15 protein-coding genes and 2 pseudogenes are annotated in these 19100 nt (G+C 42.1%); 1 reads left to right on the forward strand and 16 read right to left on the reverse strand.

Features of this window, described 5'->3' with window-relative positions:
• The 14 genes and pseudogenes from bgaA to miaA form a co-directional block, all read right to left on the reverse strand.
• The coding region (gene bgaA, locus HMPREF9184_RS00005; protein WP_000410706.1) for an LPXTG-anchored adhesin/beta-galactosidase BgaA at positions 1 to 6523 on the reverse strand (6523 nt) is incomplete at its 3' end.
• Positions 6524 to 6771: 248 nt separating this feature from the next.
• Positions 6772 to 6969, reverse strand: a pseudogene (locus tag HMPREF9184_RS09700) (SDR family NAD(P)-dependent oxidoreductase); the annotation flags it as partial.
• A pseudogene (locus tag HMPREF9184_RS09320) lies at positions 6958 to 7423 on the reverse strand (alpha amylase N-terminal ig-like domain-containing protein); the annotation flags it as partial. The pseudogenes HMPREF9184_RS09320 and HMPREF9184_RS09700, both read right to left, overlap by 12 nt.
• Before the next feature lie 194 nt (positions 7424 to 7617).
• Positions 7618 to 8574, reverse strand: a complete 957-nt coding sequence (locus HMPREF9184_RS00015; RefSeq protein ID WP_000517239.1) for a hypothetical protein — start codon at positions 8572 to 8574, stop codon at positions 7618 to 7620.
• 18 nt (positions 8575 to 8592) lie between these two features.
• On the reverse strand, positions 8593 to 9342 hold the full coding sequence (locus tag HMPREF9184_RS00020) for a hypothetical protein (RefSeq protein ID WP_001014340.1): 750 nt from the start codon (positions 9340 to 9342) through the stop codon (positions 8593 to 8595).
• Entirely contained in the window at positions 9339 to 9926 is a 588-nt protein-coding gene (locus tag HMPREF9184_RS00025; RefSeq protein ID WP_033585874.1) for an SMI1/KNR4 family protein, read from the reverse strand. Before HMPREF9184_RS00025 ends, HMPREF9184_RS00020 begins: the two co-directional genes overlap by 4 nt.
• Before the next feature lie 44 nt (positions 9927 to 9970).
• Positions 9971 to 11035, reverse strand: coding sequence for an ankyrin repeat domain-containing protein (locus tag HMPREF9184_RS00030; protein WP_001085622.1), 1065 nt, complete (start codon positions 11033 to 11035; stop codon positions 9971 to 9973).
• 2 nt (positions 11036 to 11037) lie between these two features.
• Entirely contained in the window at positions 11038 to 11475 is a 438-nt protein-coding gene (locus HMPREF9184_RS00035) for a hypothetical protein (protein WP_000394431.1), read from the reverse strand.
• An 18-nt stretch (positions 11476 to 11493) separates the two neighbouring features.
• Entirely contained in the window at positions 11494 to 12063 is a 570-nt protein-coding gene (locus HMPREF9184_RS00040) for a hypothetical protein (protein ID WP_000422118.1), read from the reverse strand.
• 202 nt (positions 12064 to 12265) lie between these two features.
• Complete coding sequence (locus tag HMPREF9184_RS00045; RefSeq protein WP_000104109.1) at positions 12266 to 13021, reverse strand: SDR family NAD(P)-dependent oxidoreductase; 756 nt, start codon at positions 13019 to 13021, stop codon at positions 12266 to 12268.
• A 21-nt stretch (positions 13022 to 13042) separates the two neighbouring features.
• Positions 13043 to 13972 (reverse strand): ribonuclease Z, encoded by a 930-nt coding sequence (rnz, locus tag HMPREF9184_RS00050; protein ID WP_000354343.1) that lies wholly within the window; start codon positions 13970 to 13972, stop codon positions 13043 to 13045.
• A gap of 14 nt (positions 13973 to 13986) precedes the next feature.
• Positions 13987 to 14610: a hypothetical protein gene (locus HMPREF9184_RS00055; protein WP_000129706.1), complete on the reverse strand. Its 624-nt coding sequence runs from the start codon at positions 14608 to 14610 to the stop codon at positions 13987 to 13989.
• A complete protein-coding gene (gene hflX, locus HMPREF9184_RS00060; protein WP_000573162.1) occupies positions 14603 to 15841 on the reverse strand; it encodes a GTPase HflX in 1239 nt (412 codons plus the stop codon). Before hflX ends, HMPREF9184_RS00055 begins: the two co-directional genes overlap by 8 nt.
• Positions 15834 to 16718 (reverse strand): tRNA (adenosine(37)-N6)-dimethylallyltransferase MiaA, encoded by an 885-nt coding sequence (miaA, locus tag HMPREF9184_RS00065; protein WP_000850173.1) that lies wholly within the window; start codon positions 16716 to 16718, stop codon positions 15834 to 15836. Before miaA ends, hflX begins: the two co-directional genes overlap by 8 nt.
• Before the next feature lie 120 nt (positions 16719 to 16838).
• Between miaA and HMPREF9184_RS00070 the strand changes: the two genes are divergently transcribed.
• A complete protein-coding gene (locus tag HMPREF9184_RS00070) occupies positions 16839 to 17009 on the forward strand; it encodes a DUF3042 family protein (protein WP_001051782.1) in 171 nt (56 codons plus the stop codon).
• Positions 17010 to 17051: 42 nt separating this feature from the next.
• Here HMPREF9184_RS00070 and HMPREF9184_RS00075 read toward each other — a convergent pair whose 3' ends face one another.
• On the reverse strand, positions 17052 to 17891 hold the full coding sequence (locus HMPREF9184_RS00075; RefSeq protein ID WP_000158628.1) for a thymidylate synthase: 840 nt from the start codon (positions 17889 to 17891) through the stop codon (positions 17052 to 17054).
• A 98-nt stretch (positions 17892 to 17989) separates the two neighbouring features.
• On the reverse strand, positions 17990 to 18949 hold the full coding sequence (locus HMPREF9184_RS00080) for an ROK family glucokinase (RefSeq protein WP_000078590.1): 960 nt from the start codon (positions 18947 to 18949) through the stop codon (positions 17990 to 17992).
• Between the last annotated feature and the right edge of the window lie 151 nt (positions 18950 to 19100).

Here is a 19100-nt window from a genome sequence, read left to right on the forward strand (position 1 = left end):
CATCAAGTGGTTGAGCTGTACCTCGCTTAGTTCCAACGAGAAGAACCCGGTTAACAGGAGCCTGAAGCACTTCACGGAGTTTCTCTTCACGAGTTCCGTCTGGACTAACAGATGTAAGAATGCGTTCCTTACCAACTTGTCCTTCTTGTTCTACACGGCTTTCTCCTACATATAGACTTGAGTCTTCTTTTTCAACAGTCTGGAAGGCAAGTTCTTTTTCGACAACCTCAAGACTTGGATTTTCTTCTTGAATAGCAGGGGCTGTTTTCTCAGAGACCGGTTTTTCCTTGACTAGTTGGATACGGTATTCCTTGACTTGTTTTCCACTTTCTGAAACAAGGCGAACAAGTACTGGAAGGTTATCGTCTCTGCTATCAACAACTGTTGATGCTACTTGATTACTTTCTTCGACTGAGACTTTTGGACGTTGACCTTTATAGGTGATTTGATAGTCTTGACGATTTTCAGCGAAATCAGGAAGTTCTTTTCCATCTACAAGAATCTTCGATTGCGTACTTTCTTGAGGCAATTCACTCGGTGCAAGGAAGGTCATCTCAATCATCGCAACACCGCTCTTGTCTGCTTTACGCTCCATACGCCATCTCATGGCTTTGGCTTTGACAGCTTTAAATGTTACGTTGATTTCATCACCAGCTGCGATGTCTTTATCTGCACGATAAGGTACAGCTTCCCAATTTTCTGGATTGTTAAATGGATGAGCTGCATCGTAGGCTTGGTAGTTAGAATAGTAGGTAGGCACTTCAAACTCTGGGCCAATATAGCGTTCCAAAACGAGTTTAGATGGGGCATCCGTACCACTATCTGCAAAGAAGTGAAGTTTGGCTTGCGCTACAGTCCGTTCTACAATCTTACCATTTTCACGGAAGATTACACCTGCTGATACTTCTGGATTAGAAGATGGTGTTGGAGACCAGTTTGTCCAACGACGATTTTCTGAATGATTTCCGTCATTGAGATAGTCCACACGGTCATGGGAGTTTCTATCAATGTCGTTAGTGGCTGAAGCAAAGGCGCGGTTACTATTTTCATCATACTCTGGGTTATTTGAAAGAGCTTCACCAAGTTTGTCTGTCACTCGTATAGTGAACTCAGCAACAAGATCACTACCAAGGACACGACCTCGAACAGTAAATTGGCCTGCTTTAGTCAGATTTTCTGCTGGAACTTCTTCCCATTCAACTGCCAAGTCTTTGGTTTCATAGCCGTCTTTACCTGTGAAGTAAACCGGAACCTTCGTTGGCAATTCAAGCGGTTGACCTACTTGTACCAAACGAGCTTGTTTAACCGCAGCAAGAGGTTTACGAGAAAGTAGGTCTTTATCCTTAGTGAAGTGCAGACGGTATTCACCTAAGATGTCGCCATTTTCAGCTTTCGCGATGACACGAACTGGCTCACCTTCACGAACACTTGGAACAACCGTCGCAAGACCATTGTTGCTAACACTTGCTGTTACTGCAGGAACCTTTCCATCTACAGACTCAAGGTAGTAGTCTGTCAAATCTGGGTTAAAGTTAGCTAAATCTTTACCGTCAACTTGGATTCTTGTTTGTCCTTGTTTGGCTGCCGCAACTTGTTTCGCAAAGATTTGTACTTCTGTGATAGAAGTTCCACGCTTATTATCTGCTTTAACCATGCGAATGCGAACAGCATAGGTTTCAACCTTATCAAAGCTAAAGTGATTCATTTCTCCAGCCTTGAGTTGAGTAGGAGCTTTTAGATTTGTAACAGGTTTCCAGTTGGCAGGATCGTTAAAGACATGGTTTTCCTCACCTACAAAGCTAGGGTTTTTAGGAGCAGTTGGAACAGTCTTACCAACATAATACTCAATCACATAAGACTTCGGTGCACCAACTCCATGGTCTTCGTGGAATCCGACACTTAGATTATCAACGGAACGTTTGCTCAAGATACCTGAATCTCCAAACAGAACACCAACTGAAGCTTCTGGATTACTACGATTCCAGTTTGTCCAACGGTTGGCTGGTCGGTCATTAAAGGAAATCAATTTATCGTTGACGTTTGAAACAGGGTCGCTTGGATTTGAGTCTGAAGCAAAGGCCAGTGGCAATTCTGAACCTGTCCATTGGTCAGAAATATTTGCACCTTGCTCAGTTTGAGCAGACACACGAACATGAAGTTTGGTAGTTAATTGCGTACCTTCTAAGCGACCAGTGACTGTAAAGACGCCTTCCTTAGCGTATTGGTCTGATTGAATCTCATCCCAAGCAACCTTGGCAGATGAAACGTGACCATTTGAATCGTAGGTACGAACACTTTCTGGTAATTGTGGCGCTTCTGCGATTGGTGTTGTCACACTGACTTCTTCAACCGAAACGATACCTTCTACAGAGACTTTTGCACGCGCCTCAAGGTCAAGTCCTTCAACTTTACCTAGCACTTCAAAGGTTTGATAGTGGTCTAGTTTTTCTTTTGGAATAGCTTGCCATGTGACTTTGTGAGTCTTAGGGAAACCTTTGTCATACTCAACAGTTACTGTTGCTGGAAGAGTAGGCTCTTGATGCAAGTCTGTCACTACATTTACTGGACGGATAGATTGCGCAACCTTCGTCTCAGTATTGGCTTGGATAGTGAGTTCAACTTGGCCTTTAACCCCCTCATATTCCGCTTTCAGAGTGACTGCTCCTGGTTTATGCAACTCAAGCATTCCTTTACGAACTGCAACTTCCCCTTCACCGCTTGTAGAGAAGCTTACTTTATCCGCTGGTAGAACTGCCTGTGTTCCGTCTTGATAGTGAGCTAGTACGGACAATTTCACTGTTTGGTCTTCTTTGAGAGCGTTAACTTGCTCTACTTGCAAGCTCAAGTGGTCAATTTTTGGTGCTTCTTCAAGGAATTGAATTGCATAGGTTTGAAGCGGACCACCATCTCTTGGTTGAACATAGAGGCTTGCACGCATGCCGTTTGCTGCACTTGCTTGGACGACTGTAACATCAGCATTTTCAGCACTTGCTACGACTTCTGGCAATTGGGCACCATAAGCAAGAGTTCGATATTGCATTGGATGTTGACTAGTAAGGCCTGTGACAGCTTCACCACCAACACTTACAGTTGGTACTACAGGTGCTGCAGGATTGCCTTCTTCTACTACAAGCGTAGCGTGAATAGTCTCACCACCCAGTTGACCAGTCATTTGAATACGTGACCCTGCGACTGAAAGTTTGGCTTTATCTGCTTCCGCAATTTCCCACTTATCAACTTCGTATTCTTGAACGCTTCCATCTGTTACGGCAATAGAAACATATTTGTCAACAGCACTCAAGTCTGTTCCTGGGGCAACTCGTTTAATAGTTGGAAGTTCTTTCGCAATTGCTAGAACCTCAACACGGGCCTCAACTTCACGTCCGTCTGCCATACCTTTAACAGTCACAACTCCTGCTTGGCTCACATCAACTGAAGACCAGGTTACTGGACGTTTTTCACGACTGCCATCACTATAGACAAAAGCGACGGTCTTCGGCATTTTTGGCTCTTTCTCAATAACGGTACGTACTTTTGGTACTTCTGTTCCGAGAACAGTCTTTTCTTGGTCTTCTTTTTTACCAGTAAAGACAGTTACTTGACCAGATTTCAAAAGATCAGAGTGGGCAGTAAGGGTGAATTTCCCTGCTTGCTCAGTTGATTTCACAATGGCAACCCCTTTACCATTAAAGGCTCTACGAATCCAAGAACCATCTGGTTGGGCTTTATAACGTTCACGGCTGGCTTGTTCCCCATTATCGACACCGACAAGTTGACCTTGTCCGTGCAATTGGAAGCGAACCAGATTATTTGCAGTTGGAACCACATTTCCTTGGCTGTCAACGATTTCATAGTAGATGTAGGTCAAGTCTTTTCCATCTGCGGCGATTGCGTGGTCTTCCTTGATGAGACGAACACCGGCTGGTCGGCCTGCAGTGGTAATCTTGTCACGTGCAATTTCTTTACCAGCTTCATCACGAGCTACTGCTTCTAAAGTACCTGGTTGGTATGCAACCTTCCACTCAAGGTAGAGTTCCTTGGCATTTGCACCTTCTTGGTAAGTTCGTCCATCGCTAGTTTGTTTTTTGTTGAAGGTCTTAACTCCGAGAGATTGACCGTTCAAGAACAATTCTACGCTTGCAGCATTTGAATAAGCACGAACTGGAATCTTACCTTGAGCATCTTCTACTTTAGAGGCCAAGTCTCTATTTTCCCAGTTCCAGTGAGGAAGGAGGTGCACCATCGGTTTCTTCTTAACAGAAACCCATTGGCTTTGGTAAAGATAGAAGTCATGTTTTGGAATACCTGCTGTATCTACAATACCAAAATAAGAGCTCTTAACTGGCGTGTGGTTTTGGTTATGCCATGGCGTAGGCTCCCCGATATAGTCTGTACCTGTCCAGATAAATTGTCCAGCATAGCCAGCATTGTCTCGGTCAAAAGTCCATGAATCTGTTGCAGTTTTACCCCAACCAACACGGTCATTACCATAGTCAGACTGTTCGTAGTTACGCTCAGGTCCGTTACTATGTTTCAATTCCTGTTCAGGACGATAGTAACTTCCACGTGTGCGGGTAGCTGAAGATGTCTCAGAGCCATAAATCAACCAGTTTGGATGTTTCGCACGAAGTTTCTTGTAGTTATCTTCTGAGTAGTTAAAACCAACTGCATCCAGTTCTTCGGCAATCTTCTCATGACCACCACTACCATCACCAAAGCGGAACTTATCTGCTCCCATGGTAACGTAACGAGTCTTATCAACATCCTTGATAACTTTAACCAAACGTTTTACAGTTGCTAGAGAATGAGCATCACCGTTAGCTTCACCGATTTCATTTCCGATAGACCACATGAAGACAGCTGGGTTATTTTTATCTCTTTCGACCATGGTACGAAGATCGTAGTCGGACCATTTTTCACCTTTTCGAGCTTCTGGGTGAGTGGCATCTTTTTCAAAGAAACGACCATAGTCATAAGGTTTCTTTCCACCGTACCAGGTATCAAAGGCCTCTTCCTGAACGAGCAAACCAAGTTCCGCTGCGATTTGCAAGGTTTGTTCACTAGCAGGGTTGTGAGTTGTACGAATAGAGTTAACCCCCATCTCCTTCATTTGTTTGAGACGGCGATATTCCGCTTTATAGTTTTCTTCTGCTCCGAGCGCTCCGTGGTCATGGTGCAAGGAAACACCATGGAATTTAATGCGTTCACCATTCAAAGAGAAACCTTCATTTGGAGTCCAATGATAGTAACGGTAACCAAACAAATCTTTCTTAGCATCGACTAATTGACCATCACGGTAAACACGCGTAATCAATTCGTACAGGGCAGGTTTATCATTTAAAACTGTCCAGAGTTTTGGTCTTTCAACTTCTAAAATCGCATCAAGACTTGTTGACTCATGTGCTTTCAAGGTACGGCTCGCTGTACGAACCAAACCTGTTACAGCCTGACCACCACGTTCAACTATTTGATACTCTGCCACCAGTTCATGGTCTTTATCATCTGTATTGACGATTTTGCTGGCTACATGAGTTTCAACCTTGCCGTGTTGCTGCTCTTCCAGTTTTGGCGTTAGGATGGTTGTCCCATTTTTCTCAACATGAACCTTATCTGTCACTTGCAAGGTCACATCACGGTAGATACCACTACCTGAGTACCAACGGCTACTTGGTTGTTTGTTGACTGCATGGACAGCAATCACATTCTCACGACCATCTTTGTGAAGGTATTTGGTGATATCGTATGAGAACTGGTTATAACCATTTGGATAATGCCCCACTAACTGGCCATTGACATAGACTTGAGAGTCCATGTAGACACCATCAAAGGTCACACGAACATTTTTCTTGAGATCTTTTTCATCAAGTTTAAAGGTCTTGCGATACCAAGCTTCACCACCATTGAGCTGTCCACCCTCGTTTTGAGCAGGTGACTGATGGTCGAAATCGTTAAAGATACTCCAGTCGTGTGGGAGATCCAATTTTTGCCATGTTGACACATCTGCATCTGGTTTCACAGCTTCTTTGGGGTTTGCGTTGAGCTTAAAGTGCCAATTTTGATTAAAATTCACTTTTCTATCTTCAATCATTTGATTCACTTCTTCATTTGTCGCAGCTTTCAACTCTTCCTTGACAGGCTTTTCTTGACTTGAAGCTTGAGATTCTACCTTTGGAGCAGTTTCTTCAGGTTTTAGAGATGCTTTCTCCTCTTTTGGAGCTACAGGTTCCTCTTCTTTCACCTCTGGTTTGCTTGCTTCAATTGGAGCAGCTTGACTTTGGTCGACACTTGCAGTATCCTTGTGCTCTGCTACGGCTTGATCTTCTTTTACCTCCACTGCCGGACTTTCCTCTTTTGCTTGTTCCACGGTGTGAGTAATTGGAGTTTCATCCGCGAAAACTGGTGATTCTCCAATGACACTTCCTCCAAATAGAACCGCACAGGTTCCAATCATGACAGAGCAAGCTCCTACGGCAAACTTACGAATGCTGTAGACTCTTTTACGATTCCAATGGCCTTTTTCCATAAAATCCTCCTTTAGTAACCGCTTCCATTTCTTTGTAAGCATATTACTTTTTCATAGCCTTTTATTCTTATTTTATAAAATAATATAGGAAATTTCAATACCCTAAACACAAAAAATCATATTTTTGATTGTTTTTTCTAAAATTTGTAGAAGATTCAAAAAATGTGAATGTAGATTTAGAACAAAAACAAACATTTCTTGTCACTCAGTAAATATCTAAAAAAAGCCCCTTTTAAAAGGAACTTCTTTTACTTATAATTAAAGGTCTCCCCTGCCAACTTATCAGCTAGCTTAGGAAAAAGGGTATAAAATTTGTGGGCTAAATTGAGCAAAAGAGGAAGATTGAGTTCTCGTTTATTTTTTCCTATGGTTTTGACAATCTTTTTAGCAACCGCATCTGGTTCTAAGAGAAATCGCTCAATAGACTTGAGGTAGCTGCCATCTGGAGTTAAATTAGGATTTCCATTAGCAAAGTGTTCTGGGAAAATCTGATACCACACGGTATTTGAAACCCAACTAAGAACCTGACATCCATCAATTTCGTGAACATAAGGAAGTTTAAAGCCATTTCCTTCAGCATCCAAGTTTTCTTGAGTATGTTCCTTATCTCCATAAAAATACCCTTACCCTCTTTATCAAGGAGTTCAAAGAGATACTGAATGCGTGCAAAATCAACAGAGACCGTAACCTGCCAATAATCAAGTAAGGCGTCTGAAGTTACTTTGGTCATTTCTTTCTTAGCTTCATACTTATCCTCAATGAAAATAAATGGATCTCCATAATGCAGAATAACCTTCTGAAGATCATTTTTCTTCGTTCTAATTCGGATATGTAGCTGACCTTCTTTGTAAGATAAGCGCATTCTGATTCTGGTCTATGATAAATGGCTGTCAATTCCATATTTTATCTCCTAAATAGTCTACTATCACTTTAAGCAAACGTTTTCATAATTGCTAGTTCTAGTATACTATTTTAAGATTCGATTTGCAATACTTGGTCAAATTTGACAAGAAAAGAGCTCAAAATAAATACTACAGACCAATCAAGAAATTTCAGCACCTATCAAAAAAAGTTCCCAAACTCAGCCTCACAGCCTAGTCGATCTGACAAAGGGCCAGTTCTTTTAATCCTCTGTCGTAAAGGAAGGTTAAACAAAAGTTGTCTGTCATATTTTGAAGCTTGTGTTTACTCATTCCTCTAGGCAAGGCTATATCGCATAATTCTCTTGTTACTAGAGAAAATAGCTTCTGCTTGCCCTTCCAGTCATCATTCTTAAATAGGGGGCTCAGGATAAGATAAGGCGAATCCGTAAAGATTCCATTGACACCAGCTTTTTTGCCTGAAGCCTTTAAATTATCAGATTCTAATAGCTTTTCAATGATACGACCATCACTAGAGATTTTGACAAGGACATAATAATCCATGCCCCATTTATTGACAAAGGTTTGACTTTCTCCAGAGGTAAAGGCATAGAGCTCTTTCCTCCAACATTTCATACTATCGATTTTAGGACAATCATCTGAGCTCATGTCGTGGTGGTTTAAATCTTTTTTATCAATATATGAATAAGTGGTCCACTTAGCCTGCTTTTTCTCTCTATCAAACTCTAAAAGGGCAAAGTTTCTTGCTTGATTTGTATAAACTTGATCTTCAAAACACACGGGTATCTGGTCGCTATCTGATACGATTTGAAAATATCTCTCTTGAGCCTTTTTAGGAAGTATACTTTGCGGATCCTTTATAGCAATGATTTCTGGATGAGAGAAATCACCAGTATAATAGACCATTTCCTTGCCAGCCTTGATGAGGCCAACATTTTGACCATCCGTAAAGAGTAGAGGCTCTTCCTTCCAAGCAAGGTCACAATCCCAAGCAGCTATCTCCTTCACTCCCAAAGGAGATACTTCTAGCAGACAGTAGCGATTGAAAGCTTTCTTCTCACTGGTTAAGACCAAGGCTCGACTATCATGTAGCATGGCTGAGCTTAGGACAATACTGTAATCCTTGTCAAGCTCCCATTTGTTCAATAGGCTTAACTTTAGCTTCCCCATTTTCTTCCTCCTACACAATTACCATTCATTAATGGCATATAGAATAGCTAATCTAATATTTCTTAGCAATTGATCTGAAAGTTCATCGTATTGTTGAGCAAATCCCTTATCTTGTGCCAGCCATCCAGGCTCATCATTCCAGGAGCCCATTGCTCCAAAAACATCCGCTGCACTTGCAGCTCTAAATATATTTTGATTTTGTGGCGGAATTTGAGGTTCCTCTAGTACCTTAGCAGCATCAAGGTCAAGTAGATGGTTTCTAGCAGAGTGAAAGACTTTTGCAAAGTTCTCACATTCAATTTTAATTGCTAAACCTTCTATACGAGCCAATATGTCCTTAAATTCTTCGATATTATTTTCATAGTGGGGAATGTCTTGACAAGGCCTTTCCCATTCATACTCGGTGTAGGTAACATCCCAGCCCCTGCCTGGGGAAGCAGATTCCCAATTTGGTAGGAAATAACTTGCCTTCCCATCTTTATAAAAACAAAGAATTGAACTCTGTGTTGTATTGGAGAAGCCTAAAATACCTCTGTCATTTACTGAAATAGGGCAAAATAACTTTAAGTCCTTCAAACCTTTTTCCTTAAGGTGTTCAAACCAATCAGTTACAGAAAGTTCCGTAACTTCCCTCTTTTCTGACGGCAAAATTCGAAAACTCATCTTATTCGTATATTTTTCAGGCTTATACCATATTTCTTTACCACTTTTCAAAGCCTTCCTAGCTGCTGCCACGATACAGGCAATCTGATACATTTGTCCGTTCATACTATCTCATCCATTATCCCTTCAATCAGATCCCTAAGGCTCTCTGCTACATAAATCACTTGGTCAGGATCATGGATGTAACAAATAATCTGCCCTTCCTGACCCTCCTGGTCTGGATCAAAATCCAGCATAAGATAACAAGAGTCACAATACTGGGCAAAAGGAAGCCATTTTTTATTAAAAAGATAGGGCTTAATTCTACTATCACGCATATTTTTTAGATCTTGACTAGAAAAATAGTCAGAAAATTCTGTTAACAGAGCATCCCTATTTTGAAAGTACTGTTTACAAGTTTCAATTTCCTGCAGACTCATGAGAGAAAAAGTCAGATCTCTCTGGTCAATTACACAAGGTAAAATAGAGAGAGATTTACTCCCATTTTTGTAGCTATAAAGCTCTTTGAAGTCACTAGGTAGACGAATGCCTAATATTTCCTCAAAGGCTTGAAGCTCTTCCTTGGAAGCACCAGAAATTTTCTGATAATCTTCCAGATATCCTTCTTCTACAGGATCATCCAAATCCCAGTCTTCAAAACACTCACAAATATAAGTTTCTATTTCTTTAACTTGGTCAATTAGTTGCATCATTTCACCATGACTTCTTTATTTTCACTAGCTTCAACTTCCTTTTACCGCTTATAACTTGGTTCTTTTAAGTCAATTGGGTTAGGATTTTGCTTAATCCAAGCAAGAGCAAATTGGCAGAGACGGTCCAGACTTGCTTCATCATCATTCTCTTTGCTGTGGATTTGTGCAATGACTTGCTTGGCTTCTTCTAAGTCAGTGTCTGAAAGTGGAGTTCCTAGAGAAAGATAGTGAGGAATAGCCTGTAGCATCTTGCGGTAGTCTCTGTCCCAGTTGCCCCCACCGTTTCGATCCAGTTCATCACGAACTCTGCCTGGTATACGGATAACTTCCCCCTGAACAGTTTTGGCTGGCCCACTCGAAGGGATTAAGAAGGACCAAAGTTCCTCATATTGTTCCTCCCAACTACCTTCTTTTACGAGAATCGGAGAAACTCCATCGTGAGTTAATCTTTTTTCTACAGGCTTGACATCGAAGAGCTCATAGAGCTTCGCTAAGCCTTTATCTGCAGCCTCTATGTAGTCAGGATGGATACCTTCTTTGTGAAATTCAAAATCCTTACCAATATTTTCAATCTTTTCTTTCATAGCAGATGTTTTCTTAGCACCAGCCTCTAATAACATAGAGGCAATTTCAGCAGTTTGGGCAATATAGATTCCCCGGCAGACCATCAAGACTGAAGCAAGTGGAGTTCTTCCCATATCATTCTCTACATTGACATTAGCACCCTTCTCAAGCAAGCATTTGACTGTCTTAGGATGGAAAAACTCAGCTGCCACATGTAAAGGTGTCTCGCCATAGGTATTGGGTTTCCCAATGTCTGCACCCAATTCGAGCAATAGTTTTACAGTATCTCTTCCCATGGTTGCCTGACGATACAAAGGAGTCGCTCCATAATAATCAGGGATATTGATATCTAGGCCCTTTTCTACCAGCCAGATAACCAATTCATCTGGGACTCCTCCCATATGCAGAGGTGTACATAAGCTAAATCTTCCATCATGGGCGGTTAATTCACAACGATCATAGACTGCTTTAAGGGCTTCAATATTTCCTTCATCCATTAAATCCTTAAACTCTTTTGGTAATGTAACTCTTTTCTTTGCCATCTTTAGTTCCTTTCTTCTGATTCAGCATCTAGGGCAAGCCAATGAAGATTGTCAATATTTTTCAAAGTCCTGACTTTTCCATCATAATCATTTTTCAACTCAAGACCGTTTTGCTCAATAGATATATGATTGTACCAGTGGTCTAGGCTGGCGTATTCCCCCATATGAATATTGATGAGGATACTCGTTATGGGATTCCAAGTCCCTTTCTTAACTGTTTCTGCTAAGAGGTAGTAAGCATCTAAAAATATGAGATTTCTCCCATAGATCCAAAAGGGCAGATCAAGTTCTAACAAAGGCAACTTGGCAGAAAAAATCTCATCACCGTGTGGTGGTACGGTTTCATAATGAAATTCTATCTCACTGCCATAATAGGCAAGCAAGGCTCCCTGACATCCAATATTTTGAGGAATCCCTTCCTCAGCTACAATAAATTCCATGACCTGCTCCTTCTACTTTCAATCATAAACTCCGACCAGACTCTGCCAGAATATCAGACTGGACGCATGGCCTATCCTAGTCATCAAGTGGATGAAGTCACTTTCACAACCCTTCCAAACTGCAGATTGGGTCGTTCCCATTGCTCTCACAAACACTAGAAAATCTGGTGCCAACCATATTTTTTCATCATAGGTCATCTCTGCATCAAGAGCATAGACCGCCCCAAATTGACAATCCAGCAAAATAGTGTAGGGATTCCCATTTGCAATGATAATCAAGCCTCTTTTTTGTAGAGTCGAGTAATCGTTGTATTCCAAATTGCGATTGATCAGCCAAGTAAGACTAGTGCCGTCCTCATATCCAAACTGGTAACTTAAAAAACCTACCTGCCCCCAGTTATAAGCTAGAATATATTTTCTAAAAATCGCATCCAAATCTTGGATTTGCAGTTGTTTTTTCAAACGATCCAGTTCAGACACAGGCAGTTCTGTTTGGTTCAGGACAATTCCTTCTCTTATCTCAGAGTCAATCCCTAGGGTTTCTTCTTCTATAATGGAAATGATTTGGTCAATTGTCAATAATTCCATTGTCAACCTCCGACTATAAATAGTCCATTTTCTAGAGCAAACTAGCTAGTTTAGGTCTTCTTTTTTCTGATGAACATTCTTATCTCTATTATACCGCAAAGCTATCTAATAGGGATAAACTACCAGTATTTTCAGGGATTATTTTTGATGAACAACTTCTCCTAATTAAAACAAAAAGCCCTTCCTCAAGGGAACAGCTTTCTCACTTATAATTAAAGATTTCTCTTGCCAACTTATCTGCTAGCTTAGGAAAGAGAGTGTAAAACTTATGGGCTAGATTGAGTAAGACTGGGAGATTGAGTTCTCGTTTATTTTTTCCTATGGTTTTGACAATCTTTTTAGCAACCACATCTGGTTCTAAGAGAAATCGATCAACAGACTTGAGGTAGCTGCCATCTGGGTCTGCCTGGTCAAAAAATCCTGTTCGGATTGGACCTGGATTGACTGTTGTTACATAAACACCATAGGGCATCAGTTCGAGGCGCAGAGCATTTGAAAATCCAATAGCCGCATACTTGGTCGCTGAGTAAAGACTGGACTTGCTAGTCGCTATCAAACCTGCCATGCTGACAATATTGATGATATGGCCTTTTCCCCTCTCCTTCATACGGGCTCCAAGACGACGAGATAGATTCATCAGGGCAAAGGTATTGACCTCGAACATCTGGTGAATGTCTTTGTCAGAAATCTGGTCGAAATCTTCAAAAATTCCATATCCTGCATTGTTAATCAAAACATCAGTCTTGCCATAACGGAGATAGAGATCAGCTACCAGAGCTTCTAGGGCTTTATCGTCAGTAATATCGATTTCAATCCATTCCACATTAGGATGATTTCCGTAGAGTTGTGCTAGTTTTTCCTTGTTTCTACCTAGTAAGATGAGTTGGTCATTTGGCAAGAGTTTGACCATTTCTTGGGCTAGGCCACCACTGGCTCCAGTAATCAAGATAGTAGACATGCTTCGTCCTTTCAATAACTGCTAGATTTCCACTTCTTCCAAATCTTTGACCACATGGACATTTTCAAAAACAGTAGCCGCATCTTTCTTGAGCTGGCTGATATCTTTTGAGAGGAAGCGGGCGCTGATATGATTGAGCAAAAGGCGTTTGGCTCCTGCTTCTGCAGCTACTTGCGCTGCCTGCATATTGGTTGAGTGACCATGGTTACGGGCAATTTTCTCATCGCCCTTTCCATAAGTTGACTCATGGACTAGGATATCAGCATTGATGCCTAGACGCACGCTGGCATTGGTTTTTCGGGTATCACCAAGAATAGTGATAATCTTACCTGGACGGGGAGCTGAGATATAGTCTGTCGCCTTGATTTCAGTTCCGTCTTCTAGGACAACATCCTGACCATTTTTGATTTTTCCAAAGAGAGGTCCAAATGGCACACCTGCAGCTTTGAGTTTTTCAGCATCCAAGGTACCTTCTAGGTCCTTTTGCATGACACGATAACCAACGCAGAAAATAGTGTGGTCCAGCTCCTCTGCATACACAGTGAATTTATCGGTCTCAAGGATTTTCCCTAGAGAATCTTGGTCAAACTCATGAAAATGAATGCGGTAAGGCAGACGAGAACCTGACACACGAAGGCTGGTTAAGACAAAGGACTTGATCCCTTGAGGTCCATAGATTTCCAAATCTGTCTGCTCTTCATTGGCCTGAAAGGCACGGCTAGAGAGAAATCCTGGCAATCCAAAGATGTGGTCTCCGTGCAGGTGAGTGATAAAGATTTTGCTGACCTTCCGTGGTCGAATCGTGGTTTCCAGAATGCGATTTTGCGTTCCTTCTCCACAGTCAAAGAGCCAAACTTCGTTAATCTCGTCCAAGAGTTTCAGGGCAAGACTTGAAACGTTGCGGGCTTTAGAGGGCTGACCAGCCCCCGTTCCTAAAAATTGAATATCCATTCGATACTTTCTAATTAATCAATATATAACATCGCTGTGCGATTTTCCGATCGATAATAAAGCTTGCCAGAGAAAGCAACAGCTTCTTGTAGTAAATCCTCTTGGCTATAACCTTTGAGACGTTTGCGACCATCAGCCAAGCTTTCCAAATCTGTCAAAGCTGTGAGATTTTCTACACTAACAACTTCCTCGTCCCCAACATGCTTCATATAAATCTTTCCAGACTCTTCAAAGACGAGTTGATGGGGGAAAATTTGCGCAATCTCAAAAAGCAAGTCATCTGTGATTGCTTCCTCAGCTTCTGAGAAAATCCGTCCAAGACCATCTTCCTCGTAGCAAAAGCCAAAGGATTTGCCAGATAAATTAAGCCGAATAAAAGGCTTGTTTTCAAAGGTGAAACTTGGCTCAGCATTGTAGAGGTTCAGTTCCTGACTGAGTTCTGCAAAATAATCCGTCGCAGCTTGAGGACTCTTTTTCTGGTAGAGTTCAGCAAAGTAGGCATTGACTACACTCGGAGGAGGAGTGATAAGTGCCAACTGCTCTTGTTCTGTTTTGCCAGCTAGAAGTTGATCCAGATAGACCTTATCCAGACTTGTATAACCTCCATACTTTAGAGCCAAGGTTTTAATATCAGTCATAAAATTCTTCTAACCTCCATTTATTTTTCTCCGAAATGTAGCCTGTGATCACTTCTCCATCCTCTTGATAGTCACGAGCTTCAAGAATCGCCACACTTTCCAAATCATGAATCTTGTAGGACTTAGAAAAAGGCACGCGCAGGGTAAAGGGTTCGAAAATATCCTTGATCTTTTCCAAAAACAATGCTTGCAGCTGCTCACGACTATCCTCAGACTTGGCAGAAATGAGGGCATAAGGCGTTTGAGTAGGCGTGAAATCCTCCACCAAATCCGCTTTATTATAAAGGGTCAGACGAGGAATATCCTCCATATCCAAGTCTTTCATGATAGACAGAACCGTTTTTTCATGTTCCTCGTGATAAGGATTGCTGGCATCGATGACATGAACTAGAAGATCCACATGTTTACTTTCTTCTAAGGTTGACTTAAAACTGGACACCAATTCAGTCGGCAAATCTTGGATAAAGCCAACCGTATCAGTTAAAGTCACCTGTAGATTACCCCCCAGATGGATACTCTTAGTCGTCGCATCCAGGGTCGCAAAGAGCTCGTCTGCTTCATACTGGGTCTTACTGGTCAAGGTGTTCATAATAGTCGATTTCCCAGCATTAGTGTAACCAATCAAACCAATCTTAAAGGTGCTAGACTCCAGACGTTTTTCTCTGACTGTGGCCCGATTTTTCTCAACCACCTTGAGCTGGCGCTCGATATCTGTAATTTGATTACGAACACTACGACGGTTCAGTTCCAGCTGGCTTTCACCAGGTCCACGGGAACCAATTCCCCCTGCCTGGCGGCTGAGCATAATTCCCTGACCAACCAAGCGAGGCAAGAGATATTTGAGCTGGGCCAGGTGGACTTGGAGTTTTCCTTCATGGCTTCGAGCCCGCATAGCAAAAATATCCAGAATCAACTGCATACGGTCAAGCACCTTAACTCCCAGAACTTCCTCTAGATTGACATTTTGCCGTGGTGTCAGACGGTTGTTGACAATGACAGTGGTAATTTCTTCCGCATCCACCATCCGCGCAATCTCTTCCAACTTACCAGAGCCGACGAAGGTCTTGGAGTCATACTTTTCCCGTTTTTGTCTGTAACTATCTACTACGACTGCTCCAGCGGTCTTAGCCAGACTGGCCAATTCTTCCATAGAGAGGTCAAAATTATCCATGCCCTGTAATTCCACACCAATGAGTATGACGCGTTCCTCTTTTTTCTCCGTTTCAATCATCTAAAAACTCCTCTATCTGGCTTAAAATGCGGTCCTGCACGTCAGGCTCTCCTATCTGATAAAAGGTAACCTGCATACGATTACGGAACCAGGTCAACTGACGCTTGGCAAAACGACGAGTCGCCTGCTTGAGACTCTCGTTCGCTTCCTCAAGAGTTTGCTCCCCACGGAAATAAGGAAAGAGTTCCTTGTAGCCAATGCCTTTGGCTGCCTGCACATCTGGATAATGGTCAAAGAGCCACTTAGCCTCATCCAAAAGCCCAGCCTCAAACATCAAATCTACTCGGCGATTGATACGTTCATAAAGCTGGCTGCGTTCATCATCCAAGCAGATAATCAGAGGTTCATACAAAGTCTCTTGATTTTCCAAATCCTGACCAAAATGGGCAATCTCCAAGGCACGTATAGCACGACGACGGTTAAACTGGGGAATTTCAAGACCTGCTTGTTCCACAAGATGGACTAATTCCTCATCTGAATAAGGCTCCAAACTAGCCCGATAAGCTAAAATCTCCTCATGAGGTGTTTCCCCACCTAGATGGTAGCCTTCCAGCAAACTCTGGATATAAAGCCCAGTCCCACCAGCGATAATAGCTAGTTTTCCTCGACTTTGAATGTCTTCTATAGCCTTTTTAGCTTCTGAAACAAAATCAAAAGCCGAGTAAGACTCGGTCACTTCTCTGACATCAATCAAATGATGAGGAACAGCAGCTTGCTCCTCTAGACTAGCCTTGGCCGTCCCAATATCTAGCCTTCTATATACTTGCTGACTGTCACCGCTGACCACCTCTCCACCAAAGCGCTTGGCCACTTCAATAGCAAGGGCTGTCTTCCCAACAGCAGTCGGTCCAACAATCACAATTATTTTTGTTTTCATCTTTTTTCCTTGAAAAATTTCCATTTTTTCGTTACTATTATTATATCACAAAAAGGTCAGTCAGAAAAATGCTACCACTTGAGGAGCCTGGCTGATCGGGAAGATAAAGGAGGAAGACTCATGGCTAAAGGATTCGCTAAAGGTCTTGTAACAGGTGTCGCAGGAACTGTCGCTGCCGTTGCAGGTGCAGTATACGCAATTAAAAAGAAAGTGATTGAGCCAGAAGAGCAAAAAGCAGCTTTCATCGAAGAAAACCGCAAAAAAGCAGCTCGCCGACGCGTATCACATTAAGCAACAAAAGAAGTTGAGAAATCTCAACTTCTTTTTATTTTCTTAAATAGCCAAATCAAACTTCAGTTGTGGCTTGACTGGATCATAGTCAACTAACTCAAAGTCTTCCGCTTTGATATCAAAGAAACTGGTCCCATCTGGCACATTCAAGACCAAACGTGGTTGGCAGTTTGACGGCTCACGACGGAGCAATTCCTCTGCTTGTTCAAACTGATTATCATAGATATGAAGGTTGTTGATAAAATAGAAAAACTTCCCAACCTTCCAGCCGAAATGCTTGGCAATCATCATCTGCAGAGCCACATACTGCATAGCATTGATGTGGTGAGCAACCAGCATGTCATTCGAACGCTGGGTCAAGGTCGCATCCAGATAGATTTCCCCATCAACGCGACGGACATCAAACATGGTCTGAAAGGCGCATGGAAGAAGGCCGTCTGTCTCCTCAAAAGCCTGATAATCCCAGAGAGAGATGATATTGCGACGGTTCCAAGGGTTAGCTTCCAACTGCTTGAGAATCTTGTTGATGATGTCGTGTTTCTTAACGACCGCCCCATAGCGTTCACCGATGGTTCCCGTATCTCCTACTTCCCAGTCATTCCAGTAGTGAACATTGTACTTGCTATTTAGCACTTCCAGGCTATTAGACTGATCTTGGTAAATCCAGAGTACTTCCTTGATGGCAGATTTGATCGCAATGGGACGCAAGGTCGTGATGGGGAATTCACCCTTGGACAAGTCGTACTCCGCAAAGGCACCCGTTACGTACTTGGAATTGGCAACAGTTCCATCCTTGTACTTGGGACGAGCCTGCTCAGAAAAAACACCGTCTTTGAGGATTCGTTCAATATTCTCTTTAAAAATCGTATCTGCTTTTGTCATTTACTCTCACCTCATTTATTGTCCTAATTAGTATAGCATAAAAAAAGAAAGGAGGAAAATCACTGGCTTTAAAGTAGTGTTTTTCTCCTTTTATGATCTTATTGCAATACAAGCGATGCTGCTCCGATAACTCCAGCGTCATTTCCTAGAGTTGCAAGAGCCAATTTTGTGGATGTGCGTACTTGTGGGAAGGTATTTTCATCGTAGACTTTTTGAACACCTTGAAGAAGGAACTCTCCAGCAGCTGATACACCACCACCGATAACGATAGTTGATGGGTTGAGGATTGAGCCGATGTTAGCACACGCAATACCCAAGTAACGTGAGAAGTTACGGTAAACGATCAAGGCAAGGTCGTCTCCTTCTTTTGCCAAGTCAAAAACAGTTTTAGCAGTTACTTCTTCGCCGTCATCAATCAAGCGTTTCAAGGTCGCATCGCCTTCGTATTCATCAGCGTAACGACGAGTCAAGTTGACAATCCCTGTTGCAGAAGCAACTGTCTCAAGGCAGCCTTTCTTACCGCAAGTACATGCGATTGGCTGGTCAAAGTCAACAGTGATATGGCCAAGCTCACCAGCAGCACCAGCAACACCGTGAAGCAATTTACCTTCTGCGACGATACCGCCACCAACACCTGTACCAAGTGTCATAAAGACAACATCTGGTTGGTTATCACCAGCACCCATCCAGCGCTCACCAAGAGCTGCCACGTTGGCATCATTATCGATGAAGAACGGAATCCCCAAGGCTTTTTCAATCTTTTCTTTAATCGGTTGAAGGGTTTTCCAGTTTAGGTTATAGGCACCGATAACAGTTCCTTTTTCACGGTCAACCACACCAGGTGATCCCATTCCAATACCTCGGAAATCCGTAGCTGACAATCCAAGCAAGTCCAAACGATGCTGAATAGACTCAATCATATCATCTACGATATGGCTTCCTTCATCCAAAATATTAGTCTTAATAGACCATTTTTCCTGAATTTCTCCCTCTTGAGTTAAAATTGCAAACTTGACAGATGTTCCACCAAGGTCAATCCCAATAATCTTTTGACTCATCGTCTTCTCCTTTTTAATTGAAAATGCTTACAGATATAGTATAACAAAATCATCAACTTTGTGCAAAGGTTTGCGTAACAAAAGTTATATAAAACAATTAATAACTATTTATCGCCTAGTTTTTGAATGGCATAGTTTGCTTCTTCTTTTG

This window comes from Streptococcus sp. oral taxon 058 str. F0407 (assembly GCF_000235485.1).
Classification (GTDB): Bacteria; Bacillota; Bacilli; order Lactobacillales; family Streptococcaceae; genus Streptococcus.